Raw genomic sequence first — 20,027 nt, 5'->3', positions numbered from 1 at the left:
TTCGAAATCAAAGTCCCATGTTCGAACGGCCGCGCAACAAAACCCATAAGAAGAACGGCGCTCCGACGAAGGCGGTGATGATGCCGATCGGCAGTTCAGCCGGCGAGACGATCGTGCGGGCGAGCATGTCGGCAAAGATCAGCATCGTGCCGCCGAGCAGAGCGGAGGCCGGCAACAGGTAGCGATGATCGGGCCCGATGACCAGTCGCAGAAGATGCGGGACAATGATGCCGACGAAGCCGATGCCGCCGCTGACGGCGACTGACGCGCCGGTCGCACCGGCGACGCTGAAGATCGCAATATTCTTCAGGCGCTGCACCGGGATGCCCATGTGGAAGGCCGCTGCCTCGCCGAGCGTGATCGCGTTAAGCCCGCGCGCAAGGAAGGGAACGACCGCGAGCGACAAAAGGATGATCGGGCCGGCGGAAGCGATTTTCGTCCAGTTGGCGCCGGCGAGCGATCCGAGACCCCAGAAGGTGAGATCGCGCAACTGCTGGTCGTCGGCGAGAAAGACGAGAACGCCGGTTACGGCCCCTGCGAGTGCGCCGAGCGCGATCCCCGCGAGCAGCATTGTCGCGACGGAGGTCTGGCCGCCGCGTGTAGCGATGCGATAGAGAAGGAGCGTCGTGGCAAGGCCGCCGAGGAAGGCGCCGAGCGGTAGCGCATAGAAACCGAAGAGCGCAAACAGGGGGGCGAAAGCAGCGGCGCCGAGCACGATCAGCAGCACCGCGCCGAGGCTTGCCCCTGCCGAAACGCCGACGAGGCCGGGATCCGCTAGCGGATTGCGGAAGAGTCCCTGCATCACGACGCCGGAAACCGCCAGCGATGCGCCGACCAGCATGCCGAGCACGGCGCGCGGCAGGCGGATATCGAGAATGATGATGCGATCGCGCGCACTCAATGCCTCATCGGCTTCGCCGGCAAGCCAGCGGAAGACATTCGCAAGCGAAGCGTCCGCGGCGCCCGTCATGATCGAGGTCGCAAACGTGGCGGCAGCGAGTACCACCAGCACTCCAATCACCAGGCGAGCCAAGCCCGCGCGGTTTCCGCCGCGCCATTCGCGGGCGATCCTTGCGGCGAAGGAGGGTGCGCGCATGGCGCCTTCCATGGCCTCACTGTGAGGCATTGGGCTTCTTCCCGTAGATTGCTGCATTCAGTTCCCGGATCGCACTTGCCGTGCGCGGGCCAAAACCAAGGAGGTGCAACCCGTCCATGCGGATTAGCGCCTTGCTCTTCGCCGCCGGCGTCAGGCTGAGTGCCGGAAGGGCGAAGAGCTCGTCCGGGCTTGCCGCATGGCTTCCGCCTCGGTCCATCATCAGGATCACGTCCGGTTTGGCCTCGACAATCGCTTCCTCGGTCAGCGCCTTATAGCCGGGAAAAGTGCTGGCGGCATTGACCGCGCCGGCAAGTTCAATGATGCCGTTGGCCGCCGTGCCGGTGCCCGAGGCCATGATCTTGCCGCCCTGCGTGCTGAGGATGAAGAGGATACGCTTGCGCTCGCCTTCGGGACGGCCGGCGCTAACGGCGACCGCGGCGTCGAGATCCTTTTCCACCGTCTGGGCGAGGGCTTCGGCCTTGTCCTTCACGCCGAGGAACGTCCCGACCGCCCGTATCTTGGCGAGGATGCCGTCGCGGTCGTAGGTCTCGGCGATGCTGGTGAAGGGAATGTTCGCCTCTTTCAATACCGCGAGCGCCTCGGGCGGACCGCTGCCTTCGATCGCCACGATGGCAGTCGGGTTGACGGCGATGATGCCTTCCGGAGCCAATTGCCGCATGTATCCCACATCCGGCAGCTTTCTCGCCGCTTCGGGATAGGTGCTGGTCGAATCGCGGCCGACGAGGCGGCTCTCTTCTCCGAGGGCGTAGATGATCTCGGTAATCGCGCCGCCGACCGAAACGATACGGGAGACGTCCGGCTGCTCGAGGCCTTGCGCCATCGCAGGCCGCATGAGCGATGGCGCTCCGGGCGCGAGCAGGGGCAGCGCGAAGGGCGCCGACAGGGCGAAGGCCGCGAGCGCCAGCTCCCAGCGGCGTAGACGTCGAAAATCGAGGCCGTTCATCATCAGCTATCCTCAGGCGGCGACGACGGTGTTCAGACGCGGCAGGCTCTCGACCAGGCCGCGCCACTCGGTCCTTTCGGAGGAGCCTTCCTTACGCTTGCCGAAGAATTGGATGATCATCTCTCCCTTCGCGTCGAGCGCTTCGAGCGAGGTGACATGTCCGTCCGCCGTCGGCTTGCGCACCGCCCAGAGTTCGACAATGTGGTCGGTGCGCAGATGCAGGTGGAAGGTATCGTCCATGACGTTGAGCCACGGCCCCATCGTTCCGATCTTTGCGACCGGACCGGAGTGAATCTGGATAACGCCGCGGTTTCCGACGAAGCACATGATGGGCAGCGCCGCTTCTGCGGCGCTCCGCATCATCAGTTCAACGCCGGCCTTGTCGAGCCGCCAGGCGAAGTCGTCGCCGACCGAGTGCAGGGCCCGGCGTCGGCCGATATTCAGCTTTCGCAGCATGCCGGGGAACTGGTGTGTATCGGTGAGCTTCGACCAGCGATCGCGCAGTTCCGCGGCGTCAACTGCGGCATCGGGCTTATCGTCGCTCGGGGGCGCGCCGGCGTCGGCCACGAAATCCTGCGACTGATCGTCGAGACGAAGGTCCTCGACGATTTTTTCATAGGCGGTCGCATTCGACGCGGGGCGCAGATGGATCTTGTGGACGGCATTGCCCCACTTGTCGAAGAACTGCAGGCTGCGGCGGATCTCCCCTTTGGGGTCGGTCCTGGTCACGGCGAAGCCGTGCGCCCAGGCGCCGGGGAAGATGCGCAGGTCGATCTCGGAGCCGAGCACCAGGGCCGCCGCATGTCCTGCCTTGATGTTCTCGTAGGCGCCGATCTTCTCGTGCACGGCACTCTCGTTGCGGGTCAGGGCGAGCACTTCGCCGAGCTCCTGTACGCGCTCAAGGAAGCGATTGGCGTCGCTGTCGATGCGGATCGAACCGAGGCCGCACTCGGCGGCGACGAGAGCGGCCTCCGAAATGCCGAGTTGCGCGGCGACGTCCCGCTCGCGCAGCTTCGGATTGGCAGCGCGGTAGGCGCGTATTTCGGAGGGGGTGGGGCGCATGCTCTCGCTCATCGTCGTCTCGCTATTTGTTCAGAATCAATTTGCCCTGGCGGGTGATCTTCATCCGGTAGATCGCGCCGTCATGGGAAATGAGGATCTCGTTGTCGCCACGGAAAAGATCGTGGCTCTCTACGACCCGTTGCGTTCGGTTGACCGGGCTTGCCGTCTGTGGGGATCGCTGAGTATCGGTTTCGTTCGGTGTCACGGTTTCGGCCAGCTCGCGAGCAGGAGACGAGGCGATTCCCTCGCGGTCCCGCCGCCTACCCCATTTAGTATCTTGACTTCATTACTCATATTTCTTTAAGGACGCAATACCGGATTAATACAGTCAAGTTAACCGATCGGGACCGCGCGGCGACGGGCGAAATCCCGAAATACGCGCAGCGAGTGGTGTTATGACGACGCATCTTTTCCGTTTTGCTCTTTCGTCGGCAGTCGCAGTTCTCCTGATCGCCGGAGCGGCCGCAGCGCAGGACGCCGCTCCCGCGGGGCTCACGGTCGAACTCAACGAGATCGCGCCTTCGGAAAAGGGCTGCAAGCTCACCTTCGTCGCCGGCAGTGCGCTAGCCCAATCGCTTTCAAAGGTTTCGTTCGAATTCGTCCTCTTCGACCAGGAGGGGCGGGTCGAGCGCATGGCCGTGCTCGATTTCCGCGACCTGCCGGCAGGCAAGACGAAGGTCAGGCAGTTCGATCTGCCGGGGACGAAGTGCGAGGCCGTGAAGAGCCTTCTTATCAACGATGCGCCGGCCTGCGTCGGCGAGGGTGTCGACAAGGCTGCTTGCATGACGGGCCTGAAGACCGGTTCCAAATCGGCAGTTGAGCTCAAGGGCTGAGGCGGCCTGAGATTGCCGACGGAAGGCAAGGCATAATGAAGCACATCGCAAAATGGGCCGCGGCGGTCGGCCTCTCCCTGCTGGCGCATGCGAGCGGCGCTATGCTGTTTGCCCCTGCGGAAGAAGAGGTTCAGCTTGCCGGCGGTGCCGCAATGGAAGTGACGCTGCTTGGCAACGCCTTCGAGCAGACGCTGCAGGCAGGCAACCCCTCCGACATCGTCGAGCCGACGGAAGAGGCACCCGAGGAACTGAAGCCCACCGAGATCGAGCCGACGGAAGAGGCGGCCGAGGCGGTCGAACCGTCGGCGACCGATGTCGCCGCCACGCAGCCTCAGGACGTGACACCCGTCGAGGCGGATGTCGTTCTGCCCGCTGAGGAGGTGCCGGTGGCCCAGGTCACCGAAGCCCCGGTTACCGCCAGCGTCGCTCCGGTCGAAACCGTCGTTCCGGAAGAGAAGCCGGAACCCAAAAAGATCGAGCCGCCCAAGGTCGAGAAGCCGGAGCCGAAAAAGGAACCGGCGAAGAAAAAGAAGGTTGCCCGCAAGAAGGCCGGAGATGGGGGTACACAGGCGAAATCGCAGAACAAGGGGCAGGCGGATGGCGTGGAAAACGCGGCTGCGGCCGCGGCTAGCGGCGAAAAAGGCAGGGTCGCGCAGCAAGCGGGCAACGCCGCCGTCTCCAACTATCCCGGCAAGGTGAGAAACAAACTGAACAGGGCCTTTCGCTACCCCGCCGAGGCCAAACGGCAACGGCTACGCGGTGTCGCCCATGTCCGCTTCACCGTAACCTCCGGTGGTGGCGTTGCGAGCGTCAGTCTGGCGAAGAGCGCCGGTTCGCCGATTCTTGACGAAGCCGCATTGGCAGCCGTCCAGCGTGCCGCCCCGTTCCCCGCGATCCCGGCGGGTGCTGGCCGCGACAGTTGGGTCTTTACCATTCCGCTCGCCTTCAACCGCTGAATTACTCCCATTCGGATCTGATCTCGCGCCGAGCCTGGATCGCGAATGCGAACGATTCCAATGATTTGAGGCATGCATTGCCGAGCGCTTCTTGCGTGAATTAATATGATTTAAAAACTCATGTTTATACTTTACTCCGGTTATCAAGTTTAATAAGTTGCCGCCGTCACGCAACCGTTCGGTGTGTGCCCAAAGGCAATTCTGATTGGCGATCGACGGCCATGCTGGCGTCGCGGAGCAAGATGGAGACGATGGATGCGCGGCAAGCGGCACCAGAATGCAGGCAAGGGCGGCAAGGGCAGGGCGAAGGACGAGACGCTCGCGGTGCCGCCTGGCGCCGGCAAGGTGACGCTCGAGGGCCGCAGCTTCCTCTATGTCGGCGGCCGCGACTGCCAGGTCGCCCATCTGCGCGAGATCGCTAGTGCCTTCGGGGCGGAACTCATCCATCACGATGGCGGTTTACGAGAAGCGGTATCGCGCATCGACCGCGTCCTTCCGTCGGTCGACTGCGTATTCTGCCCGATCGACTGCATCAGCCATGATGCGTGTCTTCGCGTGAAGACCGGCTGCAAGAAGTGGGGCAAGGCCTTCGTGCCGCTGCGCAATGGTTCGAAGTCGAGCCTCGAGCGGGCGCTTCAGGACCTGACCACCGGCAACGGCCGCGATGGCTGAATGAGAAAACGACGGCGGGACCTATCTCGCCGCCGGCCACTTGGAGTTCTATCAATGCATGACGAACGTCCCGATCAGATGATGATGATCGGTCTGCACAAACTCGCCGCGCAATTCGGCGACGGACTGGTTCCCGAACTTTACGAACTGTTGACGCGCCGCGCCCGGATGATCGAAGAAAACGCGAATGTCACCGAGTTCCCCACTTGGCAGGCCCGTCCGACGGGCAGGGACCCCCTCGGGCTTGCGGCACCCATGGAGGGCGCTATCCTGCCGTTTCCGCGCGCGGTTGCGGGAGCCGTTCCGGAAAAGAAGGCGCTGGAGAAGTAGGCCATGTATTTCGCCATGAACCGTTTCCGTGTCGCGATCGGGCAGGAGGCAGCCTTCGAGGCCGTCTGGAAGGGGCGCGACTCCGCTCTCGCGGACATGCCCGGCTTCATCGATTTTCATCTGCTTCGCGGCGATAGCGTGCCGGAAGAGGGCTATACGCCATACATCTCGAAATCGACATGGGAGAGCAGGGACGCATTCATCGACTGGACCAAATCGGAAAACTTCCGGACGGCGCACAGGAGCGCCGGCGACAACAGGTCGATGTATCTCAGTCCGCCGAAGTTCGAGGGCTTCACCGTCGTCGAAGGCGCGTGATGCTGGAGCGGAAAGCCGCGCACACTTTTCTCATCCCGCGTTAGCCTTCCGGGGCAGCAACGCTCCGAGCGCCACCGCCAGCCACCCGGCCATCATCGTCATGCCGCCAAGTGGTGCCGACATCGGGAAGAGCCCGTGGCCTGAGAAATGGCGCATCGTGAGATCCGCGGCGAAGAGCGCGGTACCGGCCGCGAGCAGCAGGGCGGCGAGGCCGGCCGTCCGAAAAAGCGCCCAGCCCGCGTGGAGCGCCACGAGCGCCGGCGCATGGGCAAGACACATTGCGGAGGCGCCGCCGAGGAGCCTCGGGTCGGCCCCATGCGAGGCCGCAGCGGCGCTCGCGACGCCGAAAATGCCCATGAGTCCAGCGACGAAAAGCATGGTCGCGCGCAGTCCGCTGTTCGACATCGGCGGCTATTCCTTGTTCTGCATGTGAAAGGCGAGCCGGGTGATCGGCTCGAGAATGATTTCCCGGAGCTTTTGATGGGAAACGGTTTCCTCGAGTGCGCGGGTGAAGCAGAGGAGCCATTCGTCACGCTCGGCGGGACCGATTTCCGCGATGAAATGCCTGCGGCGCAGCATCGGATGGCCGCGCTTTTCCACATAGATCGGCGGACCACCGAGCCAGCCGGTCAGATATTCGTAGAGCTTCTCCTCGCTGCCCGAGAGATCCGGCGGGTGAATGGCGCGGCAGCGGGCCGCTTCCGGGAGGCTATCCATGAGCTCGTAGAAGCGTCGCGTCAGCGCGCGGACGGTAGCATCGCCGCCGATCGCCTCATAGAGCGTCGTCGTTTCCGTCATGATCGGCTCTCAAGGGTTGGAGCGGAATGCCGACGGAAAACCGCACATGCTTTTCCTTATCCGCTCGACTTCCGCCTTCGTATCGCGGCCGGCAGCGACGGACAATGGCGGCTGGCCGCTTGCGGCGTTTCATCGCGGCAAATCAATCTCGCGTTCAATCTCTTGACAAACCGTCCAGACGGTATCTTTATTGAGTCATGAAGAACGCTTATCAAAGAAAGAAGCAGCCGGAGCTGGTGCGGCGGCAGTTGCTGGATGTCGCCGCGCGTCTGTCGCTGGAGCAGGGGATCGCCGCGGTGACGCTCGATGCGGTGTCGCAGGCGGCCGGTGTCAGCAAGGGCGGCCTGCTGCATCACTTCCCCAACAAGCTTGCACTGCTCGACGGGCTCTTCGACGAGCTTGTCGCGCGCTTCGACAGGTCGATCGAGGAAGCGATGGCGGCGGACGATGTCGAGAAGGGACGGTTTACGCGTGCCTATCTCACCGTCTGCTTTGCGCTCGATCGGGAAGCGGAGGCGCAGGGGTGGCAGGTCCTCACCGTCGCGCTGCTCGCCGAACCGCATCTCAAGGCACGCTGGCGTGATTGGGTGGCGTGGCGAGCGGCGGAGTTCCCAGCCACCGACTCCTCGCCCAATTGCCTCCTCGCCCGATTTGCCGCCGATGGCGTATGGCTCGCCGATCTGATGCAGAGCCACGACATCGATGCGTCGACGCGTGCGGCGCTGCTCCAGAAACTCAAGGCGCTGTCGCTGGAGTAGCACGACCGCGAAAGATGTGAGCGCGAGCCATCATACCCTTCATTTTACTGGAATCATCCCGGAGACGTCACTTGAACCCCGCCATGCTTTATACCGTTTTGGTGATCGCCATCGTCTTCGAAGTGCTCGGCACCTCGGCCATGCAGGCGGCGCAGCACTTCACCCGGCCGACGCCCACAGTGCTCATGGTCGTGTGTTACGCTGTCGCCTTCTTCTTCTTGTCCTATACGCTGCGCTATATCCCCGTCGGCATTGCCTATGCGCTTTGGAGCGGTCTCGGGATCGTGTTGATCTCGGCCGTCGGCTACGTGACCTTCGACCAGAAGCTCGATCTGCCGGCGATCCTCGGCCTCGCGCTCATCATCTCTGGGGTGCTGGTCCTCAATCTCTTCTCCAAGTCGACATTCCACTGATGGCGGGCACATCTCCCGAGAAGTTTTGGGGTCTACGGCCACGGCTTGCGGTCCGCTTGCAACTTTTCGCCACAGCATACGCCGCCAACGCCGGGGATATTCATTGAAATCAGCGATGCGTTTCAATAGCATCGCCCCTTGTCCTTTCCGGATGCGGGATGGCGGTTTCCATCCGATCTCCCTGATATAGCAAAGGAATTTTCGGAATGCAGGCGGTTTTCGACGGCCATAACGATGTGCTTTTGCGGCTTTGGCAGCGCGCGCGCGGAGGCAGCGATCCGGTTACGGAATTCATCGGCGGAACCGACAAGGGCCATATCGACGGACCGCGTGCCAGGGCGGGCGGACTCATCGGCGGCATTTGCGCGATCTACATTCCGTCCGGCGATCTCGCGCTGAGGACGCCGGACGAGAACGGTCACTACGCGACGCCGCTTGCCGCACCGCTCGACCATCTGCCGTCGCTTGCAACAGCCATGGAAATCGCTGACATCGCGTTCAAGCTCGACCGGGGCGGAGCATGGCGGCTCTGCCGTTCGACCGGCGAGATTCGGGGGGCGATCGAGGATGGCGTCTTCGCCGCTGTGCTGCATATGGAGGGCTGCGAGGCGATCGGGCCGGATCTTGCCGCGCTCGAAACCTTCTATGCCGCCGGATTGCGCTCGCTCGGCCCTGTCTGGAGCCGTCCCAACGTCTTCGCTCATGGCGTGCCTTTTGCCTATCCACGGTCGCCGGACACGGGCCTGGGCCTCACGGAGGCCGGCTTCGAGCTCGTGCGCGCCTGTAATCGGATGGGTATCCTGATCGATCTCGCCCACATCACCGAGAAAGGCTTCTGGGACGTGGCGAAGACGACCGATCAGCCGCTCATCGCCAGCCATTCCAATGTTCACGCGCTGACGCCCGTCGCGCGCAACCTGACCGACCGCCAGCTTGACGCGATCCGCGAAAGCCGCGGTCTCGTCGGTCTCAACTATGCGACGACCATGCTGCGCCCCGACGGGCAGGAGAGTGCGGCGACGCCGCTTTCCGACATGGTGCGCCACCTCGACCACCTGGTCGAGCGCATGGGCATCGACTGCGTCGCACTTGGATCGGACTTTGACGGCGCGACGATCCCGGAGGAAATCGGCGATGCAGCGGGCAATCAGAAGCTCGTTGCCGCACTGAAAGACGCCGGATATGGTGACCGCGACCTGGCGAAGATATGCCGGGAGAACTGGCTGAGAGTTCTGGGGCAGGCGTGGCACGAGCCTGCCTGATCCCCATGAAGAAGAGCCCGCAAAGGGTGCAAAAAAGAGGGAAGCGCAAAATGATGCATAAGCTCCATGGACGTTTTCGACTTCTGACTGCAACTGCGGCGCTCGCGCTTGCGATGGGTGCGGCGCAGCCGGCTTTCGCGGAAACGCCGAAGGACACGCTGGTCGAGGGCTTCGCGTTCGACGACATCATTACCATGGATCCGGGCGAGGCCTTCGAGCTTTCGACCGCCGAGATGACCAGCAACACCTACAGCCTGCTCGTCCGGCTCGATCTCAACGACACCTCCAAGGTCGTCGGCGATCTCGCCGAAAGCTGGACGGTTTCGGATGACGGCCTGACCTATACGTTCAAGCTGAAGCAGGGCATGAAGTTTGCCTCCGGCAATCCGATTACTGCCGAGGACGTCGCCTATTCTTTCGAACGCGCCGTCAAGCTCGACAAGAGCCCGGCCTTCATTCTCACGCAGTTCGGCCTTACCGGCGACAACGTCACCGAAAAGGCGAAGGCCGTCGACGAGCAGACTTTTGTCTTCACCGTCGACCAGCCCTATGCACCGAGCTTCGTCCTGAATTGCCTGACTGCGACGGTCGCTTCCGTCGTCGACAAGAAGCTCGTGCTCGAACATGTGAAGCCCGTGACGCCGAGCAACGAATACAAATACGACAACGATTTCGGCAATGAATGGCTGAAGACCGGCTATGCCGGCTCCGGGCCGTTCAAGCTGCGCGAATGGCGGGCGAACGAAGTCGTGGTTCTGGAGCGCAACGACAATTATTACGGCGAACCGGCAAAGCTCGCCCGTGTCATCTACCGCCACATGAAGGAGAGCTCCGGCCAGCGGCTCGCGCTCGAAGCCGGCGATATCGACGTCGCGCGCAATCTCGAGCCGGGTGACTACGAGGCGGTTTCCAAGAATGCGGACCTTTCGACGACCAGCGCGCCCAAGGGCACGGTCTACTACATCAGCCTCAACCAGAAGAACGAGAAGCTGGCGAAGCCCGAGGTACAGCAGGCCTTCAAATATCTTGTCGATTACGACGCGATCGGCGCGACCTTGATCAAGGGGATCGGCGAAATCCACCAGAGCTTCCTCCCGAAGGACGTGCTCGGTGCTTTGAACGAGAACCCCTACACGTTCAACGTCGCAAAGGCGAAGGAACTGTTGGCGAAGGCCGGCTATCCGGACGGCTTCACGGTCACTATGGACGTGCGCAACACCCAACCGGTCACGGGCGTTGCCGAATCCTTCCAGCAGACGCTGGGCCAGGCGGGCGTGAAGCTCGAAATCATCCCAGGCGACGGCAAGCAGACGCTGACGAAGTACCGCGCCCGCAACCACGATATGTATATCGGCCAATGGGGCATGGATTATTTCGACCCGCACTCGAACGCCGACACCTTTACCAACAATCCGGACAATTCCGACGAGGGTACCAACAAGACCCTTGCCTGGCGCAACGCCTGGGACGTTCCGGAACTGAGTAAGAAGACCAAGGAAGCGCTCCTCGAGCGCGACGGCGCCAAGCGTGCGGAGATCTACAAGGAACTCCAGAAGAGCGTTCTGGAAGATAGTCCCTTCATCATCATCTTCCAGCAGATCGAGGTCGCCGGTGTTCGGGGTAGTCTGAAAGGCTTCAAGCTCGGCCCGAGCTTCGATACCAACTACGTTTGGAACGTCTCGAAGGAATAGTCGAAAGGACCGTTTCCTTGAGCATGATCGATACAGTGCGAATGAGCGGGCGCCGGCGCGCCCGTTCCCGCAAGGCTTTCGCCACGGTGCTGCAATTCCTTGTCGTCGTGGCGACCACTTATCTCGGCCTTCTTGCCGTCACCTTCTTCATCGGCAGGGTGATCCCCATCGATCCGGTTCTGGCCGTTCTCGGCGATCGGGCGCCCCAGCATGTCGTGGAGCGGACGCGCGAGGCGATGGGGCTCAACCTGCCTCTTTACCAGCAGTTCTTCATCTATTGCCGCCAGGCGCTTTCGGGCGACTTCGGAACTTCGGTGCTGACCACCAATCCGGTCATGACGGATATCCGCCGCGCTTTCCCCGCGACCGTGGAACTTGCGACGCTCGGAACGCTGATCGGTGCGTTCATCGGCGTGCCGCTTGGGGTGCTCGCGGCGGTCAAACGCGGCAGCATCGCCGACCAGATCGTGCGCGTCATCGGCCTCGTCGGCTATTCCGTGCCGATCTTCTGGCTGGCGCTCCTGGCGCTCCTCGTCTTCTATGCGCGGCTGCAATGGGTCGCCTATCCGGGACGCATCGACATCGTCTACGAGTACACGTTTTCGCCGATCACCGGTCTCTATCTCGTCGACGCGCTCTGGCAGGGGCAGTGGGACGTCTTCCGCGACGTCTTCCGGCACATCATCCTGCCGGCCTCGCTGCTCGGCTATTTCTCGCTCGCCTATATCAGCCGCATGACGCGAAGCTTCATGCTGAACGAACTGCAGCAGGAATATATCGTCGCCGCGCGCGCCAAGGGGCTTTCGGAGGCGCGGATCATCTGGGGCCATGCGTTGCGCAATGCGGCCGTACCGTTGGTGACGGTTATCGCGCTTTCCTATGCGGGGCTGCTCGAAGGCTCGGTGCTGACAGAGACGGTCTTCGCCTGGCCGGGCCTCGGCCTTTACATCACCAACTCGCTGCAGAATGCCGACATGAACGCCGTCCTCGGCGGCACGATCATCATCGGGTCGGTCTTCATCGGCATCAATCTCCTGTCCGATCTGCTCTACCGGACGCTCGACCCGAGGACGCGCGCGCGATGAGCCTTGCCAGTGAAACACGCCCGATGACGCGCCGCGAGTGGCTTCTTTCCGACCGTCCGCAGTCGCGGCTGCAGGCGCGGCTGGGCCGTGCCTATATGACCTGGCGCCGGTTCTCGGCAAATCGCCTCGCCGTGCTCGGCCTCCTCATCCTGCTGGCGCTCATCCTTGTCGCCGCCTTCGCCGATCTCCTCGCGCCGCATTCGCCGTTCGTCGGCAATCTCGCCGGGGCGCGGCTGCTGCCGCCCGGCAGCGAGGGGTATCTGCTCGGCACCGACGACCAGGGCCGTGATATCCTGTCGCGGCTGATCCACGGCTCGCGGCTGACGCTCGTCGTGGTCGTGCTCGTCGCGATCATCGCGGCACCGGTGGGGCTGATCGTCGGTGCGGTCGCCGGCTATGCCGGCGGTTGGATCGACGCGGTCCTCATGCGCCTCACCGACATCTTCCTCGCCTTCCCCAAGCTCGTTCTGGCGCTCGCCTTCGTCGCGGCGCTCGGACCCGGCATCGAAAACGCCGTCATAGCGATTGCGATCACCTCCTGGCCGCCCTATGCGCGCATCGCCCGCGCCGAGACGCTGACGGTGCGCAATTCCGACTACATTGCCGCCGTTCGCCTGATGGGAGCCTCGCCGGCGCGCATCGTCTTTCGCCATGTCATGCCTATGTGCATGTCGTCGCTGATCGTGCGGGTGACCCTCGACATGGCCGGCATCATCCTGACGGCGGCCGGGCTCGGCTTCCTCGGCCTCGGTGCGCAGCCGCCGCTCCCCGAATGGGGCGCGATGATCGCTTCCGGCCGCCGCTTCATCCTCGATCAATGGTGGGTCGCCACCATGCCCGGCATCGCCATCCTGATCGTCAGTCTCGGCTTCAACCTGCTCGGGGACGGTCTGCGCGACGCGCTCGATCCACGGGAGAGCGGCCAATGAGCGCGCTCCTGACGGTCGAAGACCTGAGGGTCCGATTCCCGACCCGCACTGGCGTCATCGAGGCGGTGCGCGGCGTCTCCTTTACCCTCGGGCGCGAACGTCTCGGCATCGTCGGCGAAAGCGGCTCCGGCAAGTCGCAGACGGGGCGGGCGATCATGGGGCTGACGCCGCTGCAGGCGCAAGTGACGGCGAAGCGGCTCGCCTTCGACGGCATCGATCTCGTCTCGGCTCCGGCGAAGGTTCGGCGGGACCTGCGCGGCAAGCGGATCGCCATGATCCTGCAGGACCCGAAATATTCGCTGAACCCGGTGATGAGCATCGGCCGGCAGATCGTCGAGACGCTGAGGCGGCACGAAAAGGTCAGCCGCGGCGAGGCGCGGCAGAGGGCGCTCGACATGTTGGCGGCGGTGCAGATCCGCGATCCGGCCCGCGTCTTCGATCTCTATCCGCACGAAGTTTCGGGCGGCATGGGCCAGCGGGCGATGATCGCCATGATGCTCATTGCCGGGCCGGAATTGCTCATCGCCGACGAGCCGACATCGGCCTTGGACGTGACGGTGCAGCTCGAGGTCCTGTCGATCCTCGACAAGCTGGTGACCGAGCGCGGCATGGGGCTGATCTTCGTCTCGCATGACCTCAGGCTCGTTTCGTCCTTCTGCGATCGTGTGCTCGTGATGTATGCGGGCAAGATCGTTGAGGAGATTGCTGCATCGGACCTCCCCAACGCGAAGCATCCTTATACGCGCGGCCTCTTGAACTGCATGCCGGTCATCGGTGCGGATCGCCACCCCTTGCCCGTGCTCGACCGTAAACCGGAGTGGGCGCTATGACCCAGGCCGTTGCCGTCGAGAATCTCAGCGTCGTCTTCGATGACTTCAAAGCCTTGGATGACGTTAGCGTCGAGGTCGCCTCGAGCGAATCCTTCGGCCTTGTCGGCGAGTCCGGCTCGGGCAAATCGACGCTTTTGAGAGCGATCGCCGGGCTGGCTCCGGCGACTGAGGGCACGATTCGCGTGGGGGGGCGAGAGGTCAAAGGCACGCGTCGCGACAAGGCCTTCTACCGCGCGGTGCAGATGGTGTTCCAGGATCCCTACGGCTCGCTGCACCCGCGCCAGACGGTCGACCGGCAGCTGATGGAACCGCTCGCGGTCCACGGCATCGGCGACGGCGAGCGCCGGATCCTCAAGGCTTTGGACGAGGTGGGCTTGGGCTCCGGCTTCCGCTTCCGCTACCCGCACCAGCTTTCCGGAGGCCAGCGGCAGCGCATCGCCATTGCTCGCGCCCTGATCCTCGAGCCGTCCATCCTGTTGCTCGATGAGCCGACCTCGGCGCTCGATGCCTCCGTACAGGCGGAGGTTTTGAACCTTCTCGAACAGGTGCGGCGCGATCGCAAGCTCACCTTCATCATGGTCAGCCATGATCTGGGTGTCGTCACCCATATGTGCGACCGCCTGGCGGTGATGCAGGGCGGCCGCGTCGTCGAGCGGCTGTCGTCGGCCGACCTTGTGGCCGGCCGCATTGCCGAGGACTATACGCGAAGCCTGATGGTGGCGAGCGGGGGCTTTCGTCGCGAGGCGCAGACGGCATAAGCCGAAAAGGCTTACAGGAAGCTCAAGGCGCGGTCGCGCTCCGACATCTGGCTGACTTCGAGCGGCCAAGCGATAGCCAGGCGCGGATCGAGCGGGTTGAGCCCGCCTTCCGCCTCCGGCGCATAGGGCTTGTCATGCAGATAGAGCATCTCGCAGTCCTCCGTCAGCGTCTGGAGCCCATGCGCGAAGCCGCCCGGGGATCATCATCGAGCGGGCATTTTTCGGCGCTCAGGATTTCGCCGTGCCATTGTAGGTAGGTCGGCGAGTCCGGCCTTATGTCGACCGCGACATCGAAGACGGCGCCTCGTATGCAGGACACGAACTTCGTCTCGTCGTGCGGCGGCCGCTGAAAGTGCATGCCGCGGATCGCACCCTTGCTGCGCGTCAAGGTATGGTTGATCTGCGCGATCACGCCCCCGAACTCGGGTAATTCGTCGCCGCAGAAGAAGCGCGAGAAGAAGCCACGCTCGTCGCCTATCTGCTCGCGCTCGATGATCGCGAGGCCTGCAAGGGGAGTGGGAAGGCGATTGAACCGCGACATGAATTCCTCGACCGATGGCATTTCCTGTGAGCGCTTCTTGCACGATCAGGCGTTGACGCGGCAAGCGGTAACTGGAAAAGAGTGCCGAAATGAAATTAAGCGGCGGAGAAAAATTGGAGCCACAATGATCGAGGTGCATCCGACGGCGAAGATCAGTCCGCTCAGCGACATCGAGGATTCGGTCCGCGGCACGCGGATCGTCGTCGGCGAGGCCTCCGTCATCGACAGCTTCGTCAAGGTCAAGCCCGCCGGCGGTTCGGGGGATCTCGAGATTGGCCGCTTCTGCTACGTCAATAGCGGCTGTGTCTTCTATACCGGGAACGGAATACGCATCGCCGACAATGTGCTGATCGCCGCCAACTGCACCTTCGCCCCCGTCAATCACGCCTATAGCGACAAAAATCGCGTGATCCGCGAGCAGGGCTTTCAGCCGAGCCGCGGCGGCATCGTCGTCGATGTCTGGATCGGAGCGAATTCGGTGATCCTGGACGGCGCCGTCCTTCGGAAAGGCTGGAGCGATTGAGCACGAAAAATCCGCCATTAATGCGGCCATTGTCGCCGGCGGGCTTCTCCGCGAAATTGTTGACCTGCCCCGCTTCGATCGCGAGTGCGCCGTAACGCCCCGGCGGCACGACGCTCGTCACCGTCGCCTCGCGGCCGTGGCTGCGGTGGTAATCGGCGAGCGCGCGGATGTCGATATCGGCGACGCCGTCGCCATAGGTCAGGCAGAATGCATCGCCGAGATAGGGAGCCACGCGCTTCAGGCGACCGCCGGTCATCGAGTCTGGCCCCGTATCCACGAGCGTCACGCGCCAGGGCTCGGCCGTTTTCGTATGATAGGTGGTTTCGCCCGTCGCCATGTCGAAGGTGACGTCGGAGGAATGCAGGATGTAGTTGGAGAAATATTCTTTGATCATGTAGCCGCGATAGCCGAGGCAGATCACGAAATCCGAAAAGCTGTGGTGGCTATAGATCTTCATGATGTGCCAGAGGATCGGGCGCCCGCCGATCTCGATCATCGGCTTGGGTCTGAGGTGGCTCTCCTCGGAGATGCGGGTGCCGTATCCGCCGGCGAGAATGACGACCTTCATGCCCAAACCTGCCTCTTCCAAACCAGCCTTTTCCAGAGCTGCTTCCGCGTGCTGCGGTTCATTGGAGCATTTTCAGCACAATTGCAACAATTGCGGGCCGAGAACCCCGCTCCCCATGCTCCCGCATAAGTGTATCGGGCGGCACCCGGCGCGCCTTGCGAGGCGCCCGGCAAAGGCGCAGAATGCCGCGCTGCTGGGGCAATGGTTCACCGTGGGAGGAGCGAATCATGAACGATATGAGCCTCACCAATCTGCAAGCAGGAACAACAATGATCAGCGCCGCGGCCATCGAGGCGCTGGCGGGACGGCTGCGCGGCCGTGTCCTCATGCCGACCGACGCCGCCTATGACGAGGCGCGCACGATCTGGAACGCCATGATCGATCGAAGGCCGGGCTTGATCGTGCAGTGCGCCGGGGCTGCCGATGTCGTCAATGCGGTTCGCTTCGCGGCGGAGAACCAGTTGCTGGTCGCCATGCGCGGCGGCGGCCACAACATCGCCGGCAATGCCGTCTGCGACGGCGGCCTGATGATCGATCTCACCCCGATGAAATCGGTGCGCGTGGATCAGACGACCAAACGGGCCTGGGTGGAGCCCGGCGCGACGCTTGCCGATGTCGACAAGGAAACGCAGGCCTTCCGTCTGGTGCTGCCGACCGGCATCAACTCGACGACCGGGATTGCCGGCCTGACGCTCGGCGGCGGTTTCGGCTGGACGACGCGCAAGTTCGGATTGACGGTCGACAACCTGCTTTCAGTGGACGTGGTGACGGCGAATGGTGAGCTTGTGCGTGCGAGCCCGACGGAACACCGCGACCTCTTCTGGGCGCTCCGGGGCGGCGGCGGCAATTTCGGCGTCGTCACGGCCTTCGAATTCGCGCTCAATGACCTCGGTCCCGAGGTTGTCGCCGGGCTGGTCGTGCATCCCTTCGCCGACGCGCCAAGCGTGCTCAAGCAATACCGCCAGGCGCTCGAGAAGGCGCCGGACGAACTCACCTGCTGGGCCGTGATGCGGCAGGCGCCGCCCTTGCCGTTCCTTCCCGCCGAGTGGCACGGCAAGGAGATCCTGCTGCTGGCGATCTGCTATTGCGGCGATCCCGAAGCAGGTGAGAAGCCAACCGCGGAGCTGCGTTCGATCGGTGAGCCGATCGCCGACGTCGTCGGCCCCATTCCCTTCGTCGGCTGGCAACAGGCCTTCGATCCGCTGCTGACGCCGGGTGCCCGCAACTACTGGAAGAGCCATGATTTCACGGAGCTTTCAGATGAAACGATCGGCGTGCTCACCGATGCCGTCCGGCAATTGCCGGGACCGGAATGCGAAATCTTCATCGGCCATGTCGGCGGCGCCGCCGGTCGCGTCGCCGTGGAGGAAACCGCTTTCCCGCAGCGCAGCTCGCATTTCGTGATGAATGTGCACGCTCGCTGGCGCGATCCGGCGATGGATCGGACCTGCATCGACTGGGCACGGCGGCTATTCGAGGCGGCGAAACCCTATGCCGCGGGCACCGCCTACATCAACTTCATGCCGGAAGACGAGATCGACCGGGTCGAGGCTGCTTATGGCGGCAACTATCGGCGGCTCGTTGAGGTGAAGCGGCGTTACGACCCGCTCAATCTCTTCCGCATGAACCAGAATGTGCGGCCGATCGAGGAGCGCGGGGCGGCTTAGCCGGTGGTCCCGAGCCTTGCCCCACCGGCTGCGAGCGGCGGTCCGGCGGGCAGGCGCTTCATTTTAAGAGGAGGGCGGCATGGGTGAGGAGTCGGCGAGGGATGTCTTTCGGCGTGCGGCGGAGCATGCCGCGCGCTTCCGCGAGAAGATAGCGGAGGCTCCGCAAAGGCCGGAGGTTTCATACCCCGCCGCACTGGAGACGTTCCATGAGCCGCTACCGGAGCAGGGAAGCCCCGGGCTCGATGTCGCCGACGAGCTTGCCGCCAAGGCGGAGCCCGGGCTCAACGCCATGACGGGGCCGCGTTTTTTTGGCTGGGTCATCGGCGGCTCGCATCCCGTGGGCGTCGCGGCCGACTGGATGACCAGCGCCTGGGGGCAGAACGCCGGTAACCATCATGCGGCGCCAGCCGCGGCCGCCGCTGAGGCGGTTGCGGCCAAATGGCTCATCGATCTTCTCGATCTGCCGCGGCAAAGTTCTGTTGGCTTCGTGACGGGGGCGACGGTGGCGAATTTCGTCTGCCTTGCCGCCGCGCGCGGCGAGGTGCTGCGAAAGGTCGGCTGGGACGTGGAGGCGCAGGGGCTGTTCGGCGCGCCACCTGCGACGGTGCTGATCGGTGATGACGCGCATACCACGGTCTTCTCGGCGTTGCAGTTTCTAGGCCTCGGGCGCGATCGCGTCGTTCGCGTGAAGACCGATAACACCGGCCGCATTACTACGCCGGCCTTTGCGGAAGCCGCGGCCGGACTCTCAGGACCATGCATCACGATCCTCCAGGCGGGGCAGATCAATACCGGCGCCTTCGACGATTTTACCGGTATCATGCCGATTGCGCGGCGAATGGGCGCCTGGGTCCATATAGATGGCGCCTTCGGTCTCTGGGCACGCACCTGTCCCGGGAGACGCGCGCTCACCGATCATGTCGAGCAGGCGGACTCCTGGGCCACCGACGGCCACAAATGGCTGCAGACGCCCTATGACTGTGGCTATGCCATCATTCGCGACCAGGAAGCCCATCGCCGGGCGATGACGATCGCCGCGAGCTACCTGCCGCCGAGCCACGAGGGCGAACGCGATCCCAGCCATTTCGTGCCGGAACGGTCGCGCCGCGCCCGAGGTTTTGCCACCTGGGCGATGATCAAGCATCTCGGCCGCGAAGGCATCGCGGCCATGGTCGAGCGGCACTGCCGGGTCGCCCGTGCGATGGCGGAGCGGTTGAGCCGCCAGAACGGAATCGCGGTGCTGAACGACGTCGTTCTCAATCAGTTCATAGTCAGGTTTGGCGCCGACCGCCCGGACGAAGAGGGCGACCGGCTGACCCAGTCGACGATCGAGAGGCTGCAGGCCGACGGCATCTGCTTCGCCGGCGGGGCGAGCTGGCGCGGGCGAAAGGTGATGCGGCTGTCGGTGATCTCCTGGCTTACGGATGATCGGGCAGGAGAAGTGGCAGCGGACGCGATCGTTGCCGCCTGGCAGGCGGCGGGAGACGCCCGATCTGAAAGTGGTGAAAATCTGGATCACACTCAAACCCAGTTGGAGGAGGAGAGCACATGTTGACGATGCGATTGCCGGTCGCGGCCGCCCTTGCGGCGCTCATGACGATCAGCGCAACGAGCATAGCTGCCGCCCAGGCGCCGGACACACCCCCACCGCCGGACGAGGCGCCCGCGACCGACGACGCGCCGGCGCAGGACGAAGCCGCGCAGGACAGGCAGATGGAGATGATGCGTGGTGACATGATGCGTGGTGAGGGGATGCGGGGCGATCGCATGAGGTACCGCGACAGGATGCGCGGAATGATGATGCACCGGCAGGCGATGAAAATCATGTTCGCCATCACCGATGCGGACAATGACGGCGCGCTTTCCTTCGAGGAGATCAGCACCATCCACCGGCGGATTTTCGACAAGGTGGACGTCAACCGGGACGGCAAGGTCACACCCGACGAGATCCAGACCTTCTTCCACAATTAGGA

The 20,027-nt window shown here is 63.6% G+C and carries 23 protein-coding genes and 1 pseudogene; 16 read left to right on the top strand and 8 right to left on the bottom strand.

Features of this window, described 5'->3' with window-relative positions; genetic code table 11:
• Nucleotides 1-7: 7 nt before the first annotated feature.
• Genes AYK65_RS12165 through hemP form a run of 4 tightly spaced genes read right to left on the bottom strand, consistent with a single transcriptional unit; the run spans nucleotide 8 to nucleotide 3,327 of the window.
• Nucleotides 8-1,126, bottom strand: coding sequence for a FecCD family ABC transporter permease (locus AYK65_RS12165; protein WP_081158529.1), 1,119 nt, complete (start codon nucleotides 1,124-1,126; stop codon nucleotides 8-10).
• Nucleotides 1,113-2,063 (bottom strand): heme/hemin ABC transporter substrate-binding protein, encoded by a 951-nt coding sequence (locus AYK65_RS12160; RefSeq protein WP_026618070.1) that lies wholly within the window; start codon nucleotides 2,061-2,063, stop codon nucleotides 1,113-1,115. Before AYK65_RS12160 ends, AYK65_RS12165 begins: the two co-directional genes overlap by 14 nt.
• Nucleotides 2,064-2,072: 9 nt before the next feature.
• Complete coding sequence (locus tag AYK65_RS12155) at nucleotides 2,073-3,134, bottom strand: hemin-degrading factor (RefSeq protein WP_026618069.1); 1,062 nt, start codon at nucleotides 3,132-3,134, stop codon at nucleotides 2,073-2,075.
• A 10-nt stretch (nucleotides 3,135-3,144) separates the two neighbouring features.
• Nucleotides 3,145-3,327: a hemin uptake protein HemP gene (gene hemP, locus AYK65_RS12150; protein WP_026618068.1), complete on the bottom strand. Its 183-nt coding sequence runs from the start codon at nucleotides 3,325-3,327 to the stop codon at nucleotides 3,145-3,147.
• Between the two features lie 190 nt (nucleotides 3,328-3,517).
• On the opposite strand from hemP, the gene AYK65_RS12145 reads away from it, so the two are divergent.
• The 5 genes from AYK65_RS12145 (at nucleotide 3,518) to hmuQ (ending at nucleotide 6,231) form a co-directional block, all read left to right on the top strand.
• On the top strand, nucleotides 3,518-3,955 hold the full coding sequence (locus tag AYK65_RS12145) for a hypothetical protein (protein WP_026618067.1): 438 nt from the start codon (nucleotides 3,518-3,520) through the stop codon (nucleotides 3,953-3,955).
• Between the two features lie 35 nt (nucleotides 3,956-3,990).
• Complete coding sequence (locus AYK65_RS12140) at nucleotides 3,991-4,911, top strand: energy transducer TonB family protein (RefSeq protein ID WP_026618066.1); 921 nt, start codon at nucleotides 3,991-3,993, stop codon at nucleotides 4,909-4,911.
• A gap of 255 nt (nucleotides 4,912-5,166) precedes the next feature.
• On the top strand, nucleotides 5,167-5,583 hold the full coding sequence (locus AYK65_RS12135; RefSeq protein ID WP_026618065.1) for a DUF2325 domain-containing protein: 417 nt from the start codon (nucleotides 5,167-5,169) through the stop codon (nucleotides 5,581-5,583).
• 54 nt (nucleotides 5,584-5,637) lie between these two features.
• Nucleotides 5,638-5,913, top strand: coding sequence for a hypothetical protein (locus AYK65_RS12130; protein WP_081158527.1), 276 nt, complete (start codon nucleotides 5,638-5,640; stop codon nucleotides 5,911-5,913).
• A 3-nt stretch (nucleotides 5,914-5,916) separates the two neighbouring features.
• The gene (hmuQ, locus tag AYK65_RS12125; protein WP_026618063.1) at nucleotides 5,917-6,231 is read left to right on the top strand and encodes a heme-degrading protein HmuQ; all 315 of its coding nucleotides are present in this window, start codon (nucleotides 5,917-5,919) and stop codon (nucleotides 6,229-6,231) included.
• A gap of 30 nt (nucleotides 6,232-6,261) precedes the next feature.
• Here hmuQ and AYK65_RS12120 read toward each other — a convergent pair whose 3' ends face one another.
• Both AYK65_RS12120 and AYK65_RS12115 read right to left on the bottom strand, forming a co-directional pair.
• Nucleotides 6,262-6,636: a DUF423 domain-containing protein gene (locus tag AYK65_RS12120; protein ID WP_026618062.1), complete on the bottom strand. Its 375-nt coding sequence runs from the start codon at nucleotides 6,634-6,636 to the stop codon at nucleotides 6,262-6,264.
• 6 nt (nucleotides 6,637-6,642) lie between these two features.
• The gene (locus AYK65_RS12115; RefSeq protein WP_026618061.1) at nucleotides 6,643-7,029 is read right to left on the bottom strand and encodes a globin domain-containing protein; all 387 of its coding nucleotides are present in this window, start codon (nucleotides 7,027-7,029) and stop codon (nucleotides 6,643-6,645) included.
• 197 nt (nucleotides 7,030-7,226) lie between these two features.
• On the opposite strand from AYK65_RS12115, the gene AYK65_RS12110 reads away from it, so the two are divergent.
• From AYK65_RS12110 to AYK65_RS12075, 8 genes are all read left to right on the top strand, one after another.
• Nucleotides 7,227-7,787: a TetR/AcrR family transcriptional regulator gene (locus AYK65_RS12110; protein ID WP_026618060.1), complete on the top strand. Its 561-nt coding sequence runs from the start codon at nucleotides 7,227-7,229 to the stop codon at nucleotides 7,785-7,787.
• Between the two features lie 83 nt (nucleotides 7,788-7,870).
• A complete protein-coding gene (locus AYK65_RS12105) occupies nucleotides 7,871-8,200 on the top strand; it encodes a DMT family transporter (RefSeq protein ID WP_034886101.1) in 330 nt (109 codons plus the stop codon).
• A 206-nt stretch (nucleotides 8,201-8,406) separates the two neighbouring features.
• Entirely contained in the window at nucleotides 8,407-9,462 is a 1,056-nt protein-coding gene (locus AYK65_RS12100) for a dipeptidase (protein ID WP_026618058.1), read from the top strand.
• A 50-nt stretch (nucleotides 9,463-9,512) separates the two neighbouring features.
• The gene (locus AYK65_RS12095; protein ID WP_026618057.1) at nucleotides 9,513-11,153 is read left to right on the top strand and encodes an ABC transporter substrate-binding protein; all 1,641 of its coding nucleotides are present in this window, start codon (nucleotides 9,513-9,515) and stop codon (nucleotides 11,151-11,153) included.
• Nucleotides 11,154-11,194: 41 nt separating this feature from the next.
• Complete coding sequence (locus AYK65_RS12090; protein WP_081158593.1) at nucleotides 11,195-12,238, top strand: ABC transporter permease; 1,044 nt, start codon at nucleotides 11,195-11,197, stop codon at nucleotides 12,236-12,238.
• The gene (locus AYK65_RS12085) at nucleotides 12,235-13,167 is read left to right on the top strand and encodes an ABC transporter permease (RefSeq protein ID WP_081158526.1); all 933 of its coding nucleotides are present in this window, start codon (nucleotides 12,235-12,237) and stop codon (nucleotides 13,165-13,167) included. Before AYK65_RS12090 ends, AYK65_RS12085 begins: the two co-directional genes overlap by 4 nt.
• Entirely contained in the window at nucleotides 13,164-13,997 is an 834-nt protein-coding gene (locus AYK65_RS12080) for an ABC transporter ATP-binding protein (protein ID WP_026618054.1), read from the top strand. The genes AYK65_RS12085 and AYK65_RS12080 overlap by 4 nt, the downstream gene beginning before the upstream one ends.
• Complete coding sequence (locus AYK65_RS12075; protein WP_026618053.1) at nucleotides 13,994-14,755, top strand: ABC transporter ATP-binding protein; 762 nt, start codon at nucleotides 13,994-13,996, stop codon at nucleotides 14,753-14,755. The genes AYK65_RS12080 and AYK65_RS12075 overlap by 4 nt, the downstream gene beginning before the upstream one ends.
• A gap of 11 nt (nucleotides 14,756-14,766) precedes the next feature.
• Here the strand turns inward: AYK65_RS12075 and AYK65_RS12070 are convergent.
• Both AYK65_RS12070 and rfbF read right to left on the bottom strand, forming a co-directional pair.
• Nucleotides 14,767-15,296: pseudogene (locus AYK65_RS12070) on the bottom strand (dTDP-4-dehydrorhamnose 3,5-epimerase family protein).
• 377 nt (nucleotides 15,297-15,673) lie between these two features.
• Nucleotides 15,674-16,387, bottom strand: a complete 714-nt coding sequence (gene rfbF, locus AYK65_RS12060; RefSeq protein ID WP_081158522.1) for a glucose-1-phosphate cytidylyltransferase — start codon at nucleotides 16,385-16,387, stop codon at nucleotides 15,674-15,676.
• A 227-nt stretch (nucleotides 16,388-16,614) separates the two neighbouring features.
• On the opposite strand from rfbF, the gene AYK65_RS12055 reads away from it, so the two are divergent.
• The 3 genes from AYK65_RS12055 (at nucleotide 16,615) to AYK65_RS12045 (ending at nucleotide 20,025) form a co-directional block, all read left to right on the top strand.
• On the top strand, nucleotides 16,615-18,054 hold the full coding sequence (locus AYK65_RS12055) for an FAD-binding oxidoreductase (protein WP_046119715.1): 1,440 nt from the start codon (nucleotides 16,615-16,617) through the stop codon (nucleotides 18,052-18,054).
• A gap of 79 nt (nucleotides 18,055-18,133) precedes the next feature.
• Nucleotides 18,134-19,609, top strand: a complete 1,476-nt coding sequence (locus AYK65_RS12050) for a pyridoxal phosphate-dependent decarboxylase family protein (protein ID WP_081158521.1) — start codon at nucleotides 18,134-18,136, stop codon at nucleotides 19,607-19,609.
• A complete protein-coding gene (locus AYK65_RS12045) occupies nucleotides 19,603-20,025 on the top strand; it encodes an EF-hand domain-containing protein (protein WP_026618050.1) in 423 nt (140 codons plus the stop codon). The genes AYK65_RS12050 and AYK65_RS12045 overlap by 7 nt, the downstream gene beginning before the upstream one ends.
• Nucleotides 20,026-20,027 lie beyond the last annotated feature (2 nt).

The organism is Ensifer aridi (assembly GCF_002078505.1).
Lineage (GTDB): Bacteria > Pseudomonadota > Alphaproteobacteria > Rhizobiales > Rhizobiaceae > Sinorhizobium > Sinorhizobium aridi.
This window is presented reverse-complemented; position numbering and strand designations above follow the sequence as displayed.

Excerpts from the sequence above, each read along its gene's own strand:
- AYK65_RS12085 (WP_081158526.1), top strand. The coding sequence starts at position 12,235 with ATGAGCCTTGCCAGTGAAACACGCCCGATGACGCGCCGCGAGTGGCTT.
- AYK65_RS12110 (WP_026618060.1), top strand. The coding sequence starts at position 7,227 with ATGAAGAACGCTTATCAAAGAAAGAAGCAGCCGGAGCTGGTGCGGCGG.
- AYK65_RS12075 (WP_026618053.1), top strand. The coding sequence starts at position 13,994 with ATGACCCAGGCCGTTGCCGTCGAGAATCTCAGCGTCGTCTTCGATGAC.
- AYK65_RS12105 (WP_034886101.1), top strand. The coding sequence starts at position 7,871 with ATGCTTTATACCGTTTTGGTGATCGCCATCGTCTTCGAAGTGCTCGGC.
- AYK65_RS12130 (WP_081158527.1), top strand. The coding sequence starts at position 5,638 with ATGCATGACGAACGTCCCGATCAGATGATGATGATCGGTCTGCACAAA.
- AYK65_RS12135 (WP_026618065.1), top strand. The coding sequence starts at position 5,167 with ATGCGCGGCAAGCGGCACCAGAATGCAGGCAAGGGCGGCAAGGGCAGG.
- hmuQ (WP_026618063.1), top strand. The coding sequence starts at position 5,917 with ATGTATTTCGCCATGAACCGTTTCCGTGTCGCGATCGGGCAGGAGGCA.
- AYK65_RS12100 (WP_026618058.1), top strand. The coding sequence starts at position 8,407 with ATGCAGGCGGTTTTCGACGGCCATAACGATGTGCTTTTGCGGCTTTGG.
- AYK65_RS12120 (WP_026618062.1), bottom strand. The coding sequence starts at position 6,636 with ATGTCGAACAGCGGACTGCGCGCGACCATGCTTTTCGTCGCTGGACTC.
- AYK65_RS12145 (WP_026618067.1), top strand. The coding sequence starts at position 3,518 with ATGACGACGCATCTTTTCCGTTTTGCTCTTTCGTCGGCAGTCGCAGTT.
- AYK65_RS12080 (WP_026618054.1), top strand. The coding sequence starts at position 13,164 with ATGAGCGCGCTCCTGACGGTCGAAGACCTGAGGGTCCGATTCCCGACC.
- AYK65_RS12090 (WP_081158593.1), top strand. The coding sequence starts at position 11,195 with ATGAGCGGGCGCCGGCGCGCCCGTTCCCGCAAGGCTTTCGCCACGGTG.
- AYK65_RS12050 (WP_081158521.1), top strand. The coding sequence starts at position 18,134 with ATGGGTGAGGAGTCGGCGAGGGATGTCTTTCGGCGTGCGGCGGAGCAT.
- AYK65_RS12140 (WP_026618066.1), top strand. The coding sequence starts at position 3,991 with ATGAAGCACATCGCAAAATGGGCCGCGGCGGTCGGCCTCTCCCTGCTG.
- AYK65_RS12160 (WP_026618070.1), bottom strand. The coding sequence starts at position 2,063 with ATGATGAACGGCCTCGATTTTCGACGTCTACGCCGCTGGGAGCTGGCG.
- AYK65_RS12055 (WP_046119715.1), top strand. The coding sequence starts at position 16,615 with ATGAACGATATGAGCCTCACCAATCTGCAAGCAGGAACAACAATGATC.
- AYK65_RS12115 (WP_026618061.1), bottom strand. The coding sequence starts at position 7,029 with ATGACGGAAACGACGACGCTCTATGAGGCGATCGGCGGCGATGCTACC.
- AYK65_RS12045 (WP_026618050.1), top strand. The coding sequence starts at position 19,603 with ATGTTGACGATGCGATTGCCGGTCGCGGCCGCCCTTGCGGCGCTCATG.
- AYK65_RS12155 (WP_026618069.1), bottom strand. The coding sequence starts at position 3,134 with ATGAGCGAGAGCATGCGCCCCACCCCCTCCGAAATACGCGCCTACCGC.
- rfbF (WP_081158522.1), bottom strand. The coding sequence starts at position 16,387 with ATGAAGGTCGTCATTCTCGCCGGCGGATACGGCACCCGCATCTCCGAG.
- AYK65_RS12095 (WP_026618057.1), top strand. The coding sequence starts at position 9,513 with ATGATGCATAAGCTCCATGGACGTTTTCGACTTCTGACTGCAACTGCG.
- AYK65_RS12165 (WP_081158529.1), bottom strand. The coding sequence starts at position 1,126 with ATGCCTCACAGTGAGGCCATGGAAGGCGCCATGCGCGCACCCTCCTTC.